This is a genomic window from Bradyrhizobium sp. MI1.10 (assembly GCF_055811035.1).
Map to the genome: position 1 here is coordinate 68,070 of NZ_JBVVPN010000007.1, position 16,906 is coordinate 84,975.

The following is a 16,906-nucleotide window of genomic DNA, read 5'->3' on the forward strand; positions in this document are numbered from 1 at the left end:
GGGGGGGGGGGGCGGGGGGGGCATGGGGGGGGTGGCGCGCCACACTCCGGGCCCCACCCCCGCCCCTGGGGGGCACCTTCGGGTTCCGGGCCGGCCCACGGGCGGCCCCCACGGCGGGGGCGCCCACGACATGGGGGATTCTGTTCCAGCAGGGCGCGCTGTTCTCCTCGCTGACGGTCCGGCAGAACATCCAATTTCCGCTTCGTGAAAATCTCGTCCTGTCGCAGGAGCTGATGGACGAGATCGCGATCGCCAAGCTCGAAATGGTCGGGCTGCGGGCGCAGGATGCCGATAAATATCCGGCGGAGCTATCCGGCGGCATGACCAAGCGCGTCGCGCTGGCGCGCGCGCTCGCGCTCGATCCGCCTATCCTGTTCCTGGACGAGCCGACCTCGGGCCTCGATCCGATCGCGGCGGGTGATTTCGATGCGCTGATCGCGACCCTGCAAAAGACCCTCGGCTTCACCGTCTTCATGGTTACCCATGATCTGGCGAGCCTGACAACGGTCTGCGATCGGGTCGCTGCTCTTGCCGACGGCAAGATCGTGGCGATCGGTCCGATGCGCGACCTGCTGCAATCCGAGCATCCCTGGGTGCGCGCCTATTTCCATGGCAAGCGCTCGCAGATGCTGCAACACGAGATGAGATGAGACATGGAAACCCGCGCTCCCTACGTGCTGATCGGCAGTTTCGTCCTGGCGGCGATCCTCGCGGTGTTCGGCTTCGTCTATTGGCTGAACAACACCGGCGGCATCGGGCCGCGCACGAGCTATCACGTGCAATTCCAGGGCCCGGTGCCCGGTCTTCTGGTCGGAGCCGGCGTGCTGTTCAACGGCATCCGCGTCGGCGAGGTCACCCAGCTCGGGCTTGCGCCGGACAATCCACGCTTCGTCAATGCGACGATATCGGTTGCTTCAACCACGCCGGTGCGCGCCGACAGCAGGGTCGGGCTCGATTTCCAGGGGCTGACCGGCGTGCCGGTGGTGACGCTGGAGGGAGGCGTCATCGTCAACAAATCCGGCGAGGCCCCGACCTTGATTGCCGAGGCGGGTGCGGGCCAGAGCATGACGCAGGCCGCGCGCGATGCACTGCGGCGGGTCGACACCGTGCTGGAGGACAATTCGGGCCCGCTGAAGGACACCATCGCCAATCTCAAGACATTCTCCGACGGGCTTGCGCGCAACACCGGCAAGATCGACGGCATTTTGGCGGGCCTGGAGAAGATGACCGGCGGCGGAACGCCGGCGCAGAAAGTCACCTATGACCTGCGCACGCCGCAGAACCTCGGTCCGGCCGGCAAGACGCTCTCGGCGTCACTGGCTATTCCCGAGCCGACAGCGGTCGCCATGCTCCAGACCCAGCGCATGCTGTTCGCTCCCGGCGGCGACAATCCGGCCTTTGCAGACTTCCTCTGGGCAGACAGCATTCCCAAGCTGGTGCAGGCGCGGCTGATCGACAGTTTCGAGAACTACGACATCGCGCACGCGCCGTTGCGCACGGCCGATCTCGGGCAGGCGGACTATCAGCTGCTGATCGACATCAGGCGCTTCCGCATTGCCACGGAGGGGGAGACACGGGTCGAGATCGGACTGTCGGCGCGGATCGTCGACAAGAACGGTAAGGTGATCGCCTCGCGTCTCCTCGACACCAGCGAAAAGCTCGACAAGGTCGAACCGGCCGCGGCGGTCGCAGCATTCGATACGGCCTTCACGCGCATCGCGAAGGAGCTGATCGGCTGGACGGTGCAGGCGGTGTGACGCCGGCTATTCCAGGGTCTTGAGGTAGGACAGGAGATCGTGGATCTGGTCCGGACTGAGCTCGAAGGCCGGCATGTCGGCGTGGCCGGTGTTGATGCCCTCGGCCAGCGCCTCCCCAAGGCTCTCGATGGGATAGCGTTGGTGCAGGGCCCGCAGCGGCGGTGCGATTTTGAGCGGACTGTTCGACGCACGATCGATCGCGTGGCAGCGCGCGCAATTGGCTCGCGCAAAGGCCTTGCCGCGTTGTTCGGCCGTCGGGGCCGCCAGGGCAGGCGTCATCACAAACAACCCGATCAACCCGTGACGCAGCATTCCTTGCAGCATGTAAAGTGGCCCCGGTTAAGTCTGGGGGAAGAATAGGGCGGGGATTCCCTCCAAAATTGATCTGGGTCAACCGGCCTTGGCGCAGTGCAGTAAAATGCAGCCGCGCGACGGAATGGGCCTGATGGGCACCCGGCGCTTGGAGCGGTCGATGAAGCCCGTAGTCACGATTGAGCCGAACTGGCAGCTTTGCAGCGATTGCGCCGTCCGCGCATCAGCGGTTTGTTCGTCGCTGGATGCGGTCGAGCTTCGGGAATTCGAGCATCTCGGCCGGCGCGTGCATTTTGCCTCAGGCGAGACTGTGTTCTCCGAAGAGGACATCACGACCTCGTTCTACAATCTCCTCGAGGGCGTCATGCGGCTGTACAAGCTGCTGCCCGACGGCCGCCGGCAGATCGTGGGCTTTGCCTTGCCCGGCGATTTCCTGGGGATGAATATTTCGGGCAGGCACAATTTTTCGGCCGATGCCATCGGCGCGGTGACGGTATGCCAGTTCGCGAAGGCACCCTTCGGCCGTTTCATCGAGCACCGGCTGCACCTCCTCAGGCGGATCAACGAGCTGGCGATTCGCGAACTGAACCAGGCCCGGGACCACATGGTCCTGCTCGGCCGCCGTTCGGCGGACGAAAAGGTTGCGGCCTTTCTGCTCGGCTGGCGCGAGCGGCTGGTCTCGCTGAAGGGGGCATCGGACACGGTCCCGCTTCCGATGAGCCGCCAGGACATCGCCGACTACCTCGGCCTGACCATCGAGACCGTCAGCCGCACGTTCACCAAGCTGGAGCGCCACGGCGTGATCGAGATCATTCATGGCGGGATCAGCCTGCTCGATCCGGCGAAGGTCGAGGCGTTGGCCGCAGCCTGATTCCGACGCAGCGCGGCTCGATTTTGATCGGGATCAATGCATTCGGCCGCGTGCCCCGAATAATGCCTGAAACCACAGGGGAGGGCATCATGCCGGCTGACGCGTTGCTTATGAGCATCATTGTCGTGGCAATCTTTGTCACATTCGCCGGGGCTCTGGCCTGGGCAGACCGGCAAACCAGCGCGGGCCCGCTCAAGTCAGACGTCAAGCGTCGAAGCTCCTGAGATTAGGGTCGCATTTTGTGGCGCCCGCGGCGCGGGCTATGCCGTGCGAACTCGGGACGATTGGCAGCGCCTCAACGCAAGGCGGCGTGCGGCGCTTGCAACTCTGCATCGACCGGAACGCATTGGCTCATCCTTCGGCTGCCGGCTTGGGCCCTGACCGCGGCATTTTCGCCGCGTTTGCCTCAAATCGAGAGCATGCTTTCCGGTTGAAAAACTGGGCTACACTGACTACGCAGGGACCCCAGTGCCTCGCAGTCTTAGGAGCCCAGTGGCGTGCCTCAGGACAAGACCGGCGACGACCCCCGACAAGCGGCGGGGAATAAATTATCGGTCCTGCGCAAGCACCCGATCTTTGCGGATCTGGAGCCGGAGGCGCTGGATCAGCTCTGCCGTTACGCCAAGCACACCACGGTGAAGCGCGGCGCGACGATTGCTGCCAAGGGCGATCCCGGCAACAATCTGTTCGCGGTGATCACAGGGACGGTGAAGATTTCCTCCTCGTCGCCCGACGGCCGCAATGCCATTCTCAATCTGATTGGTCCCGGAGAGATCTTCGGCGAAATCGCGGTGCTCGACGGTGCCCCCAGGTCGGCCGATGCGACCGCCAACACCAATTGCGAGCTCTACATCATCGATCGCCGGGATTTCCTGCCGTTCGTGAAGAGCCAGCCGGCGCTCGCAATGAAGTTCATCGAGCTGCTCTGCGCGCGCCTGCGCTGGACCAGCCAGCAGGTCGAGCAGGTGATCCTGCAAAATCTGCCGGGCCGGCTTGCGAGCGCGCTGCTCGGCCTCACCGAAGAGCGCAAGTTCGACTCCGGCAGCGGCACGCTCGCCATCACGCAGCAGGAGATCAGCGAGATGGTGGGGATGACGCGCGAGAGCATCAACAAGCAATTGCGCGCCTGGGCGGGCCGCAACTGGGTTCGCCTCGAGCACGGGGCCATCGTTGTGCTAGATATGGATGCCTTGCGCGAACTCGCCGAGAGCAGGCTCGACAGCTAGCTGTCGATGATCGCGACCGCGCGGGTCCAGCCTGCGGTCCCGCTCGATCTTCACCGGAAAGCACGAGACGGTGAACCCGGTCGAAGGCAGCTGGTCGAGATTGTGCAGCTTCTCGAGATGGCAATAGCCGATGTGCCGCCCCGCCTTGTGGCCCTCCCAGATCAGGCCGGCGTCTTTCGTTTCGGCATATTTCTTCGCGGTGTGGACGAACGGCGCGTCCCAGCTCCAGCCGTCGGTGCCGGTCAGCCGCACGCCGCGTTCGAGCAGATACATGGTGGCCTCATAGCCCATGCCACAGCCTGAGCTGACATAGTCGGCTTGGCCGAACTTGGCGCCGGCGCCGGTGTTGACGACGACGATCTCCAGCGGCGACAGCGCATGCCGGATCCGCCTCAACTCCTTCTCGACGTCGTCGGCGCTCGCCACGTAGCCGTCGGGCAGATGTCGGAAGTCGAGCTTCACGCCGGGCTGAAAGCACCATTCCAGCGGCACCTCGTCGATCGTCCATGACCGCTCGCCGCGATTCATGGTTGGATGGAAGTGCCAGGGCGCATCGAGATGCGTGCCGTTATGGGTCGACAGCGAGACCTGCTCGACGGCCCAGCCCTGGCCGTCCGGCAGGTCCTGCGCCGTGAGGCCGTCGAAGAACTGCAGCATCCGCGGCAGGCCCTGCTGGTGATCGATGTACTGGATCGTCGGGTGATTGCCCGGCGGATCCGCCGTCACGTCGTTTCTGAGCGGCACGGAGATGTCGATCAGCTTCCGCGGCATGGGCATTCCTCGGGATGGTCCGTCTTGTTTCGCAGCATCTTGAGGGGGCCGCACCGGCGTCGTCAAGCAACGCCTATCAACGCTTCCCGCGCCCGACGGACAGATGATTTCGGAAAAACAGGACGGTGGGCCGGTTGTCCGCCCAAAGCCAGTCTGATCCATCGATGCAACTCTAGCATTGATCGATGCCGGATTTGGCTTGGACAGAGAATGCCGCGCGCCCTAGGGACGACAATGGCGCTTGACTTCACACCGGAAGTGGAGCGACCCAAGGCGGCCCGCAGCATCTGCCCAACGACATAATCAACTCAGGAGGAAGCCCAGATGAAGATACTTACCGGCGTCATCGCAGCCGCTCTGCTGGCGGTCTCAGCCCCCTTGGCGACCGCACGCGATTTCCGTTCCGCCGACATCCATCCCGCCGATTATCCGACCGTCGAGGCCGTCAAGTTCATGGGCAAGCAGCTCGCTGCGGCGAGCGGCGGTAAGCTCGGCGTGAAGGTGTTCCCCAACGGTGCGCTCGGCTCCGAGAAGGACACCATCGAGCAGCTCAAGATCGGCGCACTCGACATGATGCGGATCAACGCATCGCCCTTGAACAACTTCGTGCCGGAAACCATCGCGTTGTGCCTGCCCTTCATCTTCCGGGACACGCAGCACATGCGTACCGTCCTTGACGGGCCGATCGGCGACGAGATCCTGGCGGCCATGGCGCCCGCAGGCCTGATCGGCCTCGCCTATTACGACAGCGGCGCCCGGTCCATTTACACCGTCAAGGCACCGATCAAGTCGCTCGCGGATGTCAAGGGTCTGAAAATTCGCGTCCAGCAATCCGATCTGTGGGTCGGCATGATCCAGAGCCTTGGGGCCAATCCGACCCCGATGCCGTATGGCGAGGTCTATACCGCGCTCAAGACCGGTCTGGTGGACGCTGCCGAGAACAACTGGCCGTCTTACGAGTCCTCGCGCCATTTCGAGGCCGCCAAGTTCTATAACGTCACCGAGCACTCTCTGGCGCCCGAAGTTCTCGTGATGTCCAAGACGGTCTGGGACACGCTGAGCAAGGAAGACCAGGCGATGGTCCGCAAGGCGGCCAAGGAATCGGTGCCCGTCATGCGCAAGCTCTGGGACGAGCGCGAGCAGGCGTCCCGCAAGACCGTTGAGGCGGCTGGCGTTCAGGTCGTGACGATCGCCAACAAGGCGGAGTTCGTCGACGCGATGAAGCCCGTGTACGACAAGTTCGCGGGTGACGAGAAGCTGAAGAGCCTCGTCAAGCGTATCCAGGACACGAAGTAAGGCCATAGCGTCGGCCCGGCGTGGCCGATTGGCGACGCCGGACCGACGCAGTGGAGGCGCGCAAGGAGACTTGCAAGGAGACTTGGATGACAGACCCTCACGTCGCAGACCACGAACTGGACGTAGCCGGACGCCCGTCCACCGGCCTGCTGTCGCGGATCAATGCACCCGTCGCTCGGCTGGGCATGTATCTGTCGGTGACCGGGCTGCTCGTCATCGTCACCATCGTCTTCTACCAGGTGTTCGGACGCTACGTGCTCAATTCCAGCCCGACCTGGACGGAGAACCTTGCGTTGGTTCTGATCCTGTATGTCACGTTGATCGGCGCCGCCGTCGGCGTGCGCGATGCCGGGCATATCGGGATGGACAGTTTGCTGGTGATGCTGCCGGACAACGCGCGAGAGAAGATCGAGCTTGTCATCCACGTCCTGGTCGCCGGCTTCGGCGTCGCGATGGCCTATAACGGCTGGATCCTCGGAGCCTCGGTCGGAACGGTCAAGATCCCCAATCTCGGCCTGCCCGAGGTCATCCGCTACGTGCCGCTGATCGCCTCCGGCGTCCTGATCGTTTCCTTTTCAATCGAGCACATTATCGCTCTCCTGCGCGGCGAAGAGGTCGTCCCCTCATGGAACTGATCATCCTCGGCGCCACTTTTTTCGGTTTCCTGGTCCTCGGCGTCCCCGTCGCCTTCGCGATCGGCCTCTCGGCGATTTGCACGATCCTCTACGAAGGCCTGCCGGTCGCGGTCATCTTCCAGCAGATGATGTCGGGGATGAACATCTTCTCCTTCCTCGCCATCCCGTTCTTCGTCTTCAGCGGTGAGCTGATGCTGCATGGCGGCGTCGCCGACAAGATCGTGCAGCTCGCCAAGAATCTCGTCGGACACATCCGCGGCGGGCTCGGTATGTCGAACGTGGTCGCCTGCACATTGTTCGGCGGCGTGTCCGGCTCGCCTGTTGCCGACGTGTCGGCGATGGGGGCCGTGATGATCCCCATGATGAAGAAGGAAGGTTTCGACACCGACTACGCCGTCAACGTCACCACCCATGCGTCGCTGGTCGGAGCACTGATGCCGACCAGTCACAACATGATCATCTATGCGCTCGCCGCCGGCGGCAAGGTCTCGATCGGCGCGCTGATCGCCGCCGGTCTGCTACCGGCGCTGGTGCTGATGGTGTGCATGCTGGTCGCCGCTTACGCGGTCGCGGTGAAGCGCGGCTATCCGGCCGGCAAGTTCCCGGGCTGGCCCGCGGTTTTTCGCTCGTTCGCCGCCGCTCTGCCCGGCCTTCTGATCGTCGGCATCATCCTGGCGGGCATCCTGTCCGGCGTGTTCACGGCAACCGAATCCGCGGCCGTCGCGGTCACCTATACGATCCTGCTGACGTTCTTCATCTACCGCACCATGACCTTGCCGAACTTCCTGCGCGCTGCGGCCAAGGCGGTGAAGACCACGGGCGTGGTGCTGCTGCTGATCGGCGTCTCCACCATGTTCCAGTACCTGATGGGGCTTTACGAGGTCGCCGACTTCGCCGGCGAGATGATGGGCAAGGTCTCGACGCAGCCCTGGGTCATCTTCCTGCTCATCAACGTCATCCTGTTCGTGCTGGGCACGTTCATGGACATGGCCGCGACCATCCTGATCTGCACGCCCATCTTCCTGCCGATCGCGATGAAGGCGGGCATGGATCCGGTGCAGTTCGGCATGCTGATGCTGATCAACTGCGCGCTCGGGCTGAACACCCCGCCGGTCGGAACCACTCAGTTCGTGGGCTGCGCCATCGGCGGCATCTCGGTGGGCGCGGTGATGCGCACCATCCTGCCGTTCTACGCCGCGCTGATCGCAGCTCTGATGTTCGTGACCTACGTCCCCGCGTTCTCGCTGTGGCTGCCCCGCTTGCTGATGGGCTACAAGGGCTAGCCGCAAGACACAGGGAGAATCTATCCGTGACGGACTATCGCAAGCTCTTCGATCTCACCGGCAAGACGGCCGTGGTGCTGGGCGCTGCCTCGGGCATCGGCAAGTCGTCGGCCGAGGCGCTGGCCGGGCTTGGCGCCCGCGTGATCTGCGCCGATCGTGCGCTTGACGCCGCCGAAACAACCGCCGCCGGCATTCGTGAGAAGGGCGGCTGGGCCGAGGCGGCTGCGTGCGACGCCGCGAGCGCTGCTGATGTCAATGCGCTGGCCAAGACCGTGATGCAGAAATTTGCGCGGCTCGACATCGCGGTGACGACGCCCGGGCTCAACATCCGCAAGACCATCCTCGACTACACCGAGGAGGATCTCGACCGCGTCCTCAACCTCAACATCAAGGGCACGGTGTGGTTCTTCCAGGCTTTCGGCCGCATCATGGTCGAGCAGAAGGGCGGCAGCATCATTGCCTGCTCCTCGGTGCGGGCGGTGACCATCGAGCCGGGCCTCGGCGTCTACGGCTCGACCAAGGCGGCCATTGGCCTGCTGGTGAAGGGCTTTGCCTCCGAGGTCGGACGCTCCGGCGTGCGGGTCAACGCGATCGCGCCAAGCATCGCCGAGACCGCGCTGACCGGCCCGTTCAAGCAGCGTCCCGACATCTACAATCTCTACGCCGGCCACACCGTGTTCAACCGCTGGAGCAGCGCCGACGAGGTCGCGACAGCCGTCGCTTATCTCGCCTCGGACGCCGCGAGCTATGTCAGCGGCAGCACGCTGTTCGTCGATGGCGGCTGGACCGCCGTCGACGGTCCGCCGACCGGTCTCACCCAGTTGCACAAATAAAGCGGCTATCTAGCCGGTAAAGCCGGCGCGCTGGCGCAGATCCCTGCGGTCTGCGCCGGTCAGCAACGCGATCAGCGCGGCCGCCTCTTGCGGATGGGCGGCCCGCGTGGTCACGCCGGCCGTGTACATCGTCACGAGCTCGCAGCCCGGCGGCAGCGCTCCCGACAGCGCGATGCCGTCGGTTGCGATGATCTCGGTGGCCTGCGTGCAGCCGATCGGATGCGCAGCGGCGGACGCCGCAAGCTCCCGCATCGCGGTCGCGCCGTTGGGAAAGATCTTGAGGCGCGACGCGACCTCATAGGCGATGCCGAGCTGATCCAGCACCTTCGCGACGTGCTGTCCCGCCGTCGAGGCTTTCGTATCAGGGACGTAGATCGCGTCGGCGCTGCGCAGCACCTCGCGCAAATCAGCCTCAGTCTTCACGGTCACCTTGGGATCGCGGCTGCGGACCGCCAGCGCGGTCTCGACCCGCCCGACATCAGAGATCGAGGAGGGGATGACGAGCGTCTCTTCGGCAAGCCTTGCAAGCAGCGCCTGCGTCAGGATCACCAGATCGGCCGCCGTCCCCGCGCGCAGCTTGTCCGCCATGATGCCGACGGCGCCGAACTCACCGTCAATGCCGAAGCCGGTCTGCGTCTTGAAGGGATCGCTGAGGCCGCGCACCAGGCCTTGCGCCGCGCCTCCGCTCAAAATGCTCACTGTCGTCACGATGCCAGCTCCATGGCTGCAATGATCTTGTCGCGGGTGATCGGCAGGTCGCGCACGCGCACGCCGAGGCAATCGTAGACGGCGTTGGCGATCGCTGCCGTCACCGGGCCGTGGGCGGCCTCGCCGGCGCCGACCGGCTCGATCTCCGCCCGCTGGACGATCTCGACATCCACCATTGGCACCTCGCTGAAGGTGAGGATCGGATAGTCGGTCCAGGACGTCGATGTGATGCGCGTGCGGTCGAAGCGGACGCGTTCCTTCAACACCCAGCTCGTCGCCTGGATCGCGCCGCCCTCGATCTGGTTGATGACGCCGTCGGGATTGATGGCCTCGCCCACATCGACCGCCAGCGTTAGCCGCTTGACGCGGATGTCTTCAGTGCCTTCGATCTCCGCAATCGCGGCGCAATAGGCCCCCGTGTTCTTGTAGCGGGCGAAGCCGACGCCATGACCGATGCCGGACTGCTTCTGCGGTTTCCATTGCGCACGTCGTGCCGCCGCGCGAATCACCTCCTTAGCCCGTTCCTCGCGCAGATGACGCAGGCGGAACGCGATCGGGTCTTCGCCGCGAAGGGCTGCGATCTCGTCGAGCAGGGACTCGATCGCGAAGACATTGCCTTGTCCACCAAGGGTCCGCAGCGCCGAGGTGCGCACCGGCATGGTCAGCAGCCGGTGGCTCGTGACCGTCCAGGCCTTGAGGTCGTAGAGCGGAACGGAGTTGCGGTCGCCGCCGCCGCCATTGGCCGCGGGCGGATTGGTCGAGATCATGCGCGGGTAGGGGGACGCAATCTCGGTTGCGGCGAGCAGCGCGGGCTGTGCCGCGCGCCCCGGCCGCGCCGCGTGGCCGTTGCTCCAGATCGCATGGCGCCAACCGACGATCTCGTTGTCCGCATCGAGATCGGCCTCGATCTCGATCGCCATCGCCGCGCCGAACGGCGCGTGAGACATCTCGTCGTGGCGCGACCATTGCACCCGCACCGGACGGCCGCCGGCCCCTTTCGCCAGCAGCACGGCATCGAGCGCGACGTCGTCGGCCGCGTTGTGTCCGTAGCAGCCCGCGCCTTCCATGTGCTCGACGACGATGTTTTCTGCTGGCAGCTTGAGCACGATCGCGAGGTCGGCGCGCAGCAGATAGACGCCCTGGCTGTGGGTCCAGACATGGACACGATCGCCGTCCCATCGCGCCATGGCGCAGGATGGAGCGATCGAGGCATGCGCAATGTAGGGACGGATGTATTGCCGGCGGAGGGTGCGAGCAGCCTTCTTTATCGTTGTCGCCGTGGTCCTGACGTCGATCACGGTGGTCTCGACCGGCTGGCTCTTCAGGAATCCGGCGAGATCATCTTCATCCGGCAGCGGCTCGCCGGCCGACCATGTCGCGCCACTGCGCAAGGCTTTCAGCGCGGTTTCCGCCGTTGCCTCGCTGTCGGCAACCACGCCGGAAAAGCCGCCATCGCGGACGATCGCGACGAGGCCGGGAACGGCTCGCGTAGCGGTCTCGTCGAGCCCGATCAGCCTGGCGCTCGAGATGTCCGGCCGCAGCACGCGTCCGTGCAGCAAGTCCGGCAGCGGACAGTCATGAATAAAGCGAGGCCGTGCGAACACCTTGTCGTTAATGTCGACGCGCTGGACCGAATGTCCGGCCAGAGCCCGCTTGGCGGCAATTTTCGCTGTCGCACCCACTTTGGCGTCGTGGTCGAGCGAGACGTCACCGGCCAGCTCCCAATAGCTGGTCCTGACATTGCCGGGGCCCGAGATCGTGCCGTCATCGATCTCGAGCAGCGATGCATCGACACCGAGACGTTCGGATGCCGCGGTGAGGAAGCGCTGGCGCACCTCGGCACAGGCGTGGCGCAGCGCGCGGCCCGAGTGCTGGATCGAAAGGCTGCCCGAGGTGACGCCTTCGTTCGGGCTTGCCGCCGTGGAGGCGCGGATCATCTCGATGCGGCCAATATCGACGTCGAGCTCGTCGGCTGCGATCTGGGCCAGGGCCGTGACGATGCCCTGGCCGATCTCGACCTTGCCGGGCGAGATCGCCACGCGGCCTTCGCCGACGAGCTTCACCCAGGATGACAGCTTGGGATTGGCCGCGAGGCTGACCGGCAGTGTCAGGGCAGGGGACGGTGCACTCATGATCCTGCCATCTCCGCGGCCGCCCGCAACACGGCCCGGACCATGCGGTTGTGCGATCCGCAGCGGCACAGATTGCGATCAAGCGCGGTTCTCACCTCCGCCTCCGTCGGCGTCGGATTGCGCTTCAGCAGCGCCGCCGCGCTGATCAGGATTCCCGAGACGCAATAGCCGCATTGCATCGCCTGCTCGGAGATAAAGGCGCGTTGCAGTGGATGAGGTTGCTCCGCCGTGCCGAGGCCTTCCACCGTGACGACCTCCTTGTCCGCGACCGACCACATTGGCATGTCGCAGGAGGCCATCGCGCGATCACCGACCATGACATAGCAGGCGCCGCACTCGCCGGCGCCGCAGCCGAAATGCGGACTTGTGACGCCGAGCCGGCCGCGCAGCACATCGAGCAGCGTCTGATCCGGATCGGTATCCACGGCCGCCGCGGCGCCGTTGAGCTGGAATTGAATGGTCGGCATTGTCGCTCTACGGTCTCAGGACTTGTCGAACTTCTTGACGACGTCAGCCCATTTTTCGATGTCACCGCGCAGGAACTTGTCGAATTCCTCCGGCGTCATCGACATCGGCACCGCGCCCTGCGCAGTCCAGAGCTTGACGATGTCAGGCCGCTTCACCATTGCGTTCACAGCGGCATTGAGCTTGTCGATCACAGGTTTCGGCGTGCCCGCCGGCGCCATCAGGCCGAGCCAGATCGTGGCTTCATAGCCTGCGACGCCCGCCTCGATCGCTGTCGGCACGTTCGGCAGCACCGCTGAGCGCTGCTTGCCGGTGGTCGCGAGCGCGCGGACCTGGTTCTCGCCGATGTTCGGCGCCATCGCCGGCACGGCGTCGATCATCACCTGCACCTGCCCGCCGATCACACCGCTGCGTGCCTCGCCACTGTTGCGGTAGGGGACGTGGACGAGATCGATGCCGGCCATGGCTTTGAACAGCTCGCCGGCCATGTGATAGGGCGTGCCCTGGCCGGAGGAGGCGTAGTTCAGTTTGCCCGGCTGCGACTTGGCGAGCGCGACGAACTCCTGCAGCGTTTTCGCTGCGACTTGCGGGTTCACAACGATGACGAGATCGGAAGCGTTCACCGGTGCGATCGGCGCGAGGTCGCGCATCAGCTCGTATTTGCGCTTGTCCGGCGTCAGCAGGGATTCGTTCGCGGTCTGGGTGTTGGACATCATCAACAGCGTGTAGCCGTCGGCGGGCGACTTCGCCGCTTCGACCGTGCCGATGACGCCGCCCGCGCCGGTGCGGTTCTCGATCACGAAGGGCTGGCCAAAACTCTCCTGGAGCGCATTGCCGATCTGCCGGGCCGCGACATCGGCCGGCCCGCCGGCGCCGAAGGGCACGACGATCCGGACCGAATGGTTGGGATAGTCCTGCGCCAGGGACGGGGCCGCGGAGAAGGCGCTGAGCAGGCCGGCGGCCAGCGCCTGCATGAATTGTCGGGCCGTCACACCCACCTCCGTGATGTCGTTCTTGTTGTTGGGCACTGTAGCGGCAGGGGAGGCGGACTGTCGACGCCTCACAAGGCGGATGGTGCCTGGAATATCGGGCGGTTTTCGGTGTGGCGGCGCCGCTCTTCGCGGTCGCGGCAGGAACCGGCGGCGCACGCGGTCTGAGCAAATCGCATGGGCGTTGCCGGATAAATGCCCTCGGCTGAGGGGTATTTTGGTGTTACCAAATTGGACATGAACCAGCACGCCAAGATCGAAATCCGCCATTCGACCTGTCCGCATGATTGCCCGTCGGCCTGTGCTCTCGATGTCGAGGTGGTCGAGGGACGCAGCATCGGCCGCGTCCGCGGTTCGAAGAAGCAGACCTATACGGCCGGCGTGGTTTGCGCCAAGGTCGCCCGTTATGCTGAGCGCATCCATCATCCTGAAAGGCTGATGTATCCGCTGCGCCGAACGGGTGCGAAGGGCTCCGGCCAATTCGCGCGGATCAGCTGGGACGAGGCGCTGGACGAGATTGCGGATCGCTTCAACCAAGCCGAGCGCGAATTCGGCGCGGAGTCAATCTGGCCCTATTATTACGCCGGCACGATGGGGCTGGTGATGCGCGACGGCCTCAACCGCCTCACGCATGTGAAGAGATATTCGCGGTTCTATCAGACCATCTGCGCCAATGTCGGGCGCATCGGGTTCGCGATCGGCACCGGCAAGATCGCCGGCGTCGATCCGCGCGAGATGGCGCTCTCCGATCTCGTGGTGATCTGGGGCACGAATCCCGTCAACACGCAGGTCAACGTGATGACGCACGCCGCCCGTGCGCGCAAGGAGCGTGGCGCCAAGATCGCGGTCGTCGACATCTACGACAACGAGACCATGAAGCAGGCGGATATCAAGATCATCCTGCGGCCCGGCACCGACGGCGCGTTCGCCTGCGGTGTGATGCATGTCCTGTTCCGCGACGGCTATGCCGACCGCGCCTATATGGACAAGTACACCGATTGCCCTGATGAGCTCGAGGCGCATCTGAAGACGCGCACGCCCGAATGGGCATCCATGATCTCAGGCGTGCCGGTAGCGGAGATCGAGGCCTTTGCCAAATTGGTCGGCGAGACCAAGCGGACCTTCTTCCGGCTCGGCTACGGCTTCACGCGCTCGCGCAACGGCGCGGCGCAGATGCATGCCGCGAACTGCATTCCCGCGGTAACAGGCGCCTGGCAATATGAAGGCGGCGGCGCCTTCTTCAACAATTACGCGCTGTGGCACTTCAACGAATCCATCATCGAAGGCCACGACGCCATCGACCCAACGATCCGCGCGCTCGACCAGTCGCAGATCGGCCGCATCCTCACCGGTGATGCCAAGGCCCTGCACGGCAAGGGTCCAGTCAAGGCGCTGCTGATCCAGAACACAAACCCGATGACCGTTGCGCCGGAACAGGCTCTCGTGCGCCAGGGTTTTGCGCGCGAGGATCTGTTCGTCGCGGTGCACGAGCAGTTCATGACCGAGACCGCCGAGATGGCCGACATCGTGCTGCCGGCGACGATGTTCATGGAGCATGACGATCTCTATTACGGCGGCGGCCACCAGCACATCTCGGTCGGCCCGAAGCTGATCGACCCGCCCGGCGAATGCCGCTCCAACCACGAGGTCCTGCAGGCGCTGGCGCCGCGGCTTGGCGCCACGCATCCGGGGTTCGAGCTGACGCCGCGTGAATTGATCGACGCGACGCTGAAGCTCAGCGACCACGGCGACCTTGCCGGTCTCGAAGCCGACCTCTGGCGCGACCTGCAGCCGGACTTCCGCACGTCGCATTATCTCGACGGCTTCGCCCATGCCGACAGGAAATTCCATTTCAAGGCCGATTGGGCGCATCCGCCGTTCGGCCAGACGATGGGTGACTTCGACAAGATGCCGTCGCTACCCGACCATTGGGCGGTGATCGAGCATTCCGACCAGGCCCATCCGTTCCGGCTTGCCACGAGCCCGTCGCGCAGCTTCCTCAACACCACGTTCAACGAGACGCCGTCCTCCCAAGCGCGTGAGGGCAAGGCGAGCGTGATGATCCATCCCCTGGATGCGGCCGCGCTCGACATCGCCCATGGCGATGCCGTGACGCTCGGCAACACCCGCGGCGAGACCACGCTGATCGCCACGCTGTTCGAGGGCGTGCGGCGCGGCGTGCTGATCGCGGAGTCCGTTCATCCCAACAAGAACCATATCGGTGACCGCGGCATCAACATGCTGACGGGCGCGGACACCATTGCGCCGATTGGCGGCGCCGCATTCCACGACAACAAGGTCTGGATCAGGAAAGCGGTCGCGGCCTGAGGCCTGCGCTTCGATCGCCTTCAAGTTTGTGTCGAGGCGTTAAAGCGGCGCCGTACCGCAGATTGCCCTTGCACCTTCGACCCGAGCTGCCGCAAATGGGCCGCTAAACGGGAGCCCAAGGAAGCGAGCGTACCATGACCGACACCACAGCCGTGATCACCGAGAAGCGCGGCCAGGCGCTCTGGATCACCATCAACCGTCCCGAGAAACGAAACGCGCTGAATGGCGAGGTCATCGCCGGCATCGCGCGCGGCTATCGCGACGCGCATGACGACAAGGATGTCCGTGTCATCGTGCTGACGGGCGCGGGCGACAAGGCGTTCTGCGCCGGTGCGGACCTGCAGAACTCCGGCGCGGCTTTCGCGATGGATCATTCGAAGCCGAATGTCGACTATGCCGATCTGTTGCGCTTGTCGCAGAACGCGACCAAGCCCGCGATTGCGCGCGTTGGCGGGGTTTGCATGGCCGGCGGCATGGGCCTGCTCTGCATGACCGACATGGCCGTCGCCGCCGATCACGTCATCTTCGGTCTGCCGGAAGTCAAGGTCGGCGTGTTCCCGATGCAGGTGTTGAGCCTGTTGCAGTCCATCGCCCCGCCGCGCCTCGTCAACGAATGGGCGCTGACCGGCGAGCCGTTCGACGCGAAAGCGGCGCTGGCAGCGGGCTTGCTCAATTACATCGTGCCCGCGGCCGAACTGGATGCCAAGGTCGACTGGCTGATCGGTCGAATCGTCGATAAATCCCCGACCGCGATCCGGCGCGGCAAATACGCGATGCGTGCGATCGCCTCGATGTCGTTCGACGAGAGCATCGCCTACACCGAAAGCCAGATCGCGCTGCTCGCGATGACCGAGGACGCCAAGGAAGGGCTGAAAGCGTTCAGCGAGAAGCGCAAGCCGGTGTGGACGGGAAAATAGGCGATCCTTTCAGCGCATTCGTGGGCGCTGCCGTCGATCGACGCGCCTTTATTCCGAGGAGAGATTGGCGTTTAGCCGAATAAGAAGAGATCTTGTCCGCTCCTCGCGACGCTTTTTTGTGGCAATGATCAACTGCCTGCCAGTACGCTTGGCGTAGGTTGGCAGTTGGCGACTTGATCTATGACGGCCAGCCGCGCGCAACTCTGCATCCGTGAGATCGCTGTCGGCGCCTTCAGTAAATCCTCCGTGTCGGAAGGACCGAAAAGAAAGCTCCTGACGTAGGCCAGCCTCTGTGATAATTGTTTTTACCACGCTACGTAGATAGCGGAGATCCTTGCGCGGGGTAATCCATGGTAGCGGGATTGCCGACTGACGATGTGCAT

14 protein-coding genes and 2 pseudogenes are annotated in these 16,906 nt (G+C 64.5%); 10 read left to right on the forward strand and 6 right to left on the reverse strand.

Going from position 1 to position 16,906, the window contains the following annotated elements; genetic code table 11:
* Both AC0L3K_RS09700 and AC0L3K_RS09705 read left to right on the forward strand, forming a co-directional pair.
* Positions 1–650, forward strand: a pseudogene (locus tag AC0L3K_RS09700) (ABC transporter ATP-binding protein); the annotation flags it as partial.
* 3 nt (positions 651–653) lie between these two features.
* Positions 654–1,757 (forward strand): ABC-type transport auxiliary lipoprotein family protein, encoded by a 1,104-nt coding sequence (locus AC0L3K_RS09705; protein WP_473365830.1) that lies wholly within the window; start codon positions 654–656, stop codon positions 1,755–1,757.
* 6 nt (positions 1,758–1,763) lie between these two features.
* Here the strand turns inward: AC0L3K_RS09705 and AC0L3K_RS09710 are convergent, their stop codons facing one another.
* A complete protein-coding gene (locus AC0L3K_RS09710; RefSeq protein ID WP_473365831.1) occupies positions 1,764–2,081 on the reverse strand; it encodes a c-type cytochrome in 318 nt (105 codons plus the stop codon).
* A 148-nt stretch (positions 2,082–2,229) separates the two neighbouring features.
* Here AC0L3K_RS09710 and AC0L3K_RS09715 point away from each other — a divergent pair, with 148 nt between their 5' ends.
* Together AC0L3K_RS09715 and AC0L3K_RS09720 are read left to right on the forward strand one after the other, a co-directional pair.
* Entirely contained in the window at positions 2,230–2,940 is a 711-nt protein-coding gene (locus AC0L3K_RS09715) for a helix-turn-helix domain-containing protein (protein ID WP_473365832.1), read from the forward strand.
* A gap of 497 nt (positions 2,941–3,437) precedes the next feature.
* The gene (locus tag AC0L3K_RS09720) at positions 3,438–4,166 is read left to right on the forward strand and encodes a Crp/Fnr family transcriptional regulator (RefSeq protein ID WP_354201757.1); all 729 of its coding nucleotides are present in this window, start codon (positions 3,438–3,440) and stop codon (positions 4,164–4,166) included.
* Here the strand turns inward: AC0L3K_RS09720 and AC0L3K_RS09725 are convergent.
* Positions 4,163–4,937: pseudogene (locus AC0L3K_RS09725) on the reverse strand (cyclase family protein). The gene AC0L3K_RS09720 and the pseudogene AC0L3K_RS09725 sit on opposite strands and share 4 nt — an antisense overlap.
* Positions 4,938–5,261: 324 nt before the next feature.
* Between AC0L3K_RS09725 and AC0L3K_RS09730 the strand changes: the two are divergent.
* From AC0L3K_RS09730 to AC0L3K_RS09745, 4 genes are all read left to right on the forward strand, one after another.
* The gene (locus AC0L3K_RS09730; protein ID WP_085349491.1) at positions 5,262–6,233 is read left to right on the forward strand and encodes a TRAP transporter substrate-binding protein; all 972 of its coding nucleotides are present in this window, start codon (positions 5,262–5,264) and stop codon (positions 6,231–6,233) included.
* Between the two features lie 86 nt (positions 6,234–6,319).
* The gene (locus AC0L3K_RS09735) at positions 6,320–6,868 is read left to right on the forward strand and encodes a TRAP transporter small permease (protein WP_007601610.1); all 549 of its coding nucleotides are present in this window, start codon (positions 6,320–6,322) and stop codon (positions 6,866–6,868) included.
* A complete protein-coding gene (locus AC0L3K_RS09740) occupies positions 6,859–8,151 on the forward strand; it encodes a TRAP transporter large permease (protein ID WP_007601611.1) in 1,293 nt (430 codons plus the stop codon). Before AC0L3K_RS09735 ends, AC0L3K_RS09740 begins: the two co-directional genes overlap by 10 nt.
* A 26-nt stretch (positions 8,152–8,177) precedes the next feature.
* A complete protein-coding gene (locus tag AC0L3K_RS09745; protein WP_473365833.1) occupies positions 8,178–8,984 on the forward strand; it encodes an SDR family NAD(P)-dependent oxidoreductase in 807 nt (268 codons plus the stop codon).
* 9 nt (positions 8,985–8,993) lie between these two features.
* On the opposite strand, the gene AC0L3K_RS09750 is transcribed toward AC0L3K_RS09745, so the two are convergent.
* Genes AC0L3K_RS09750 through AC0L3K_RS09765 form a run of 4 tightly spaced genes read right to left on the reverse strand, consistent with a single transcriptional unit; the run spans position 8,994 to position 13,263 of the window.
* Positions 8,994–9,692, reverse strand: a complete 699-nt coding sequence (locus tag AC0L3K_RS09750; protein WP_219682426.1) for a molybdate ABC transporter substrate-binding protein — start codon at positions 9,690–9,692, stop codon at positions 8,994–8,996.
* Positions 9,689–11,824: a xanthine dehydrogenase family protein molybdopterin-binding subunit gene (locus AC0L3K_RS09755; protein WP_473365834.1), complete on the reverse strand. Its 2,136-nt coding sequence runs from the start codon at positions 11,822–11,824 to the stop codon at positions 9,689–9,691. The genes AC0L3K_RS09750 and AC0L3K_RS09755 overlap by 4 nt, the downstream gene beginning before the upstream one ends.
* On the reverse strand, positions 11,821–12,291 hold the full coding sequence (locus AC0L3K_RS09760) for a (2Fe-2S)-binding protein (RefSeq protein ID WP_473365835.1): 471 nt from the start codon (positions 12,289–12,291) through the stop codon (positions 11,821–11,823). The genes AC0L3K_RS09755 and AC0L3K_RS09760 overlap by 4 nt, the downstream gene beginning before the upstream one ends.
* A 15-nt stretch (positions 12,292–12,306) precedes the next feature.
* Positions 12,307–13,263: a Bug family tripartite tricarboxylate transporter substrate binding protein gene (locus AC0L3K_RS09765; RefSeq protein WP_473365916.1), complete on the reverse strand. Its 957-nt coding sequence runs from the start codon at positions 13,261–13,263 to the stop codon at positions 12,307–12,309.
* Between the two features lie 252 nt (positions 13,264–13,515).
* Between AC0L3K_RS09765 and AC0L3K_RS09770 the strand changes: the two genes are divergently transcribed.
* Positions 13,516–15,606 carry a molybdopterin-dependent oxidoreductase gene (locus tag AC0L3K_RS09770; protein WP_473365836.1) on the forward strand — a complete coding sequence of 697 codons (2,091 nt, stop codon included), beginning with the start codon at positions 13,516–13,518 and terminating at the stop codon, positions 15,604–15,606.
* 134 nt (positions 15,607–15,740) lie between these two features.
* The gene (locus AC0L3K_RS09775) at positions 15,741–16,523 is read left to right on the forward strand and encodes an enoyl-CoA hydratase/isomerase family protein (RefSeq protein WP_473254956.1); all 783 of its coding nucleotides are present in this window, start codon (positions 15,741–15,743) and stop codon (positions 16,521–16,523) included.
* Positions 16,524–16,906 lie beyond the last annotated feature (383 nt).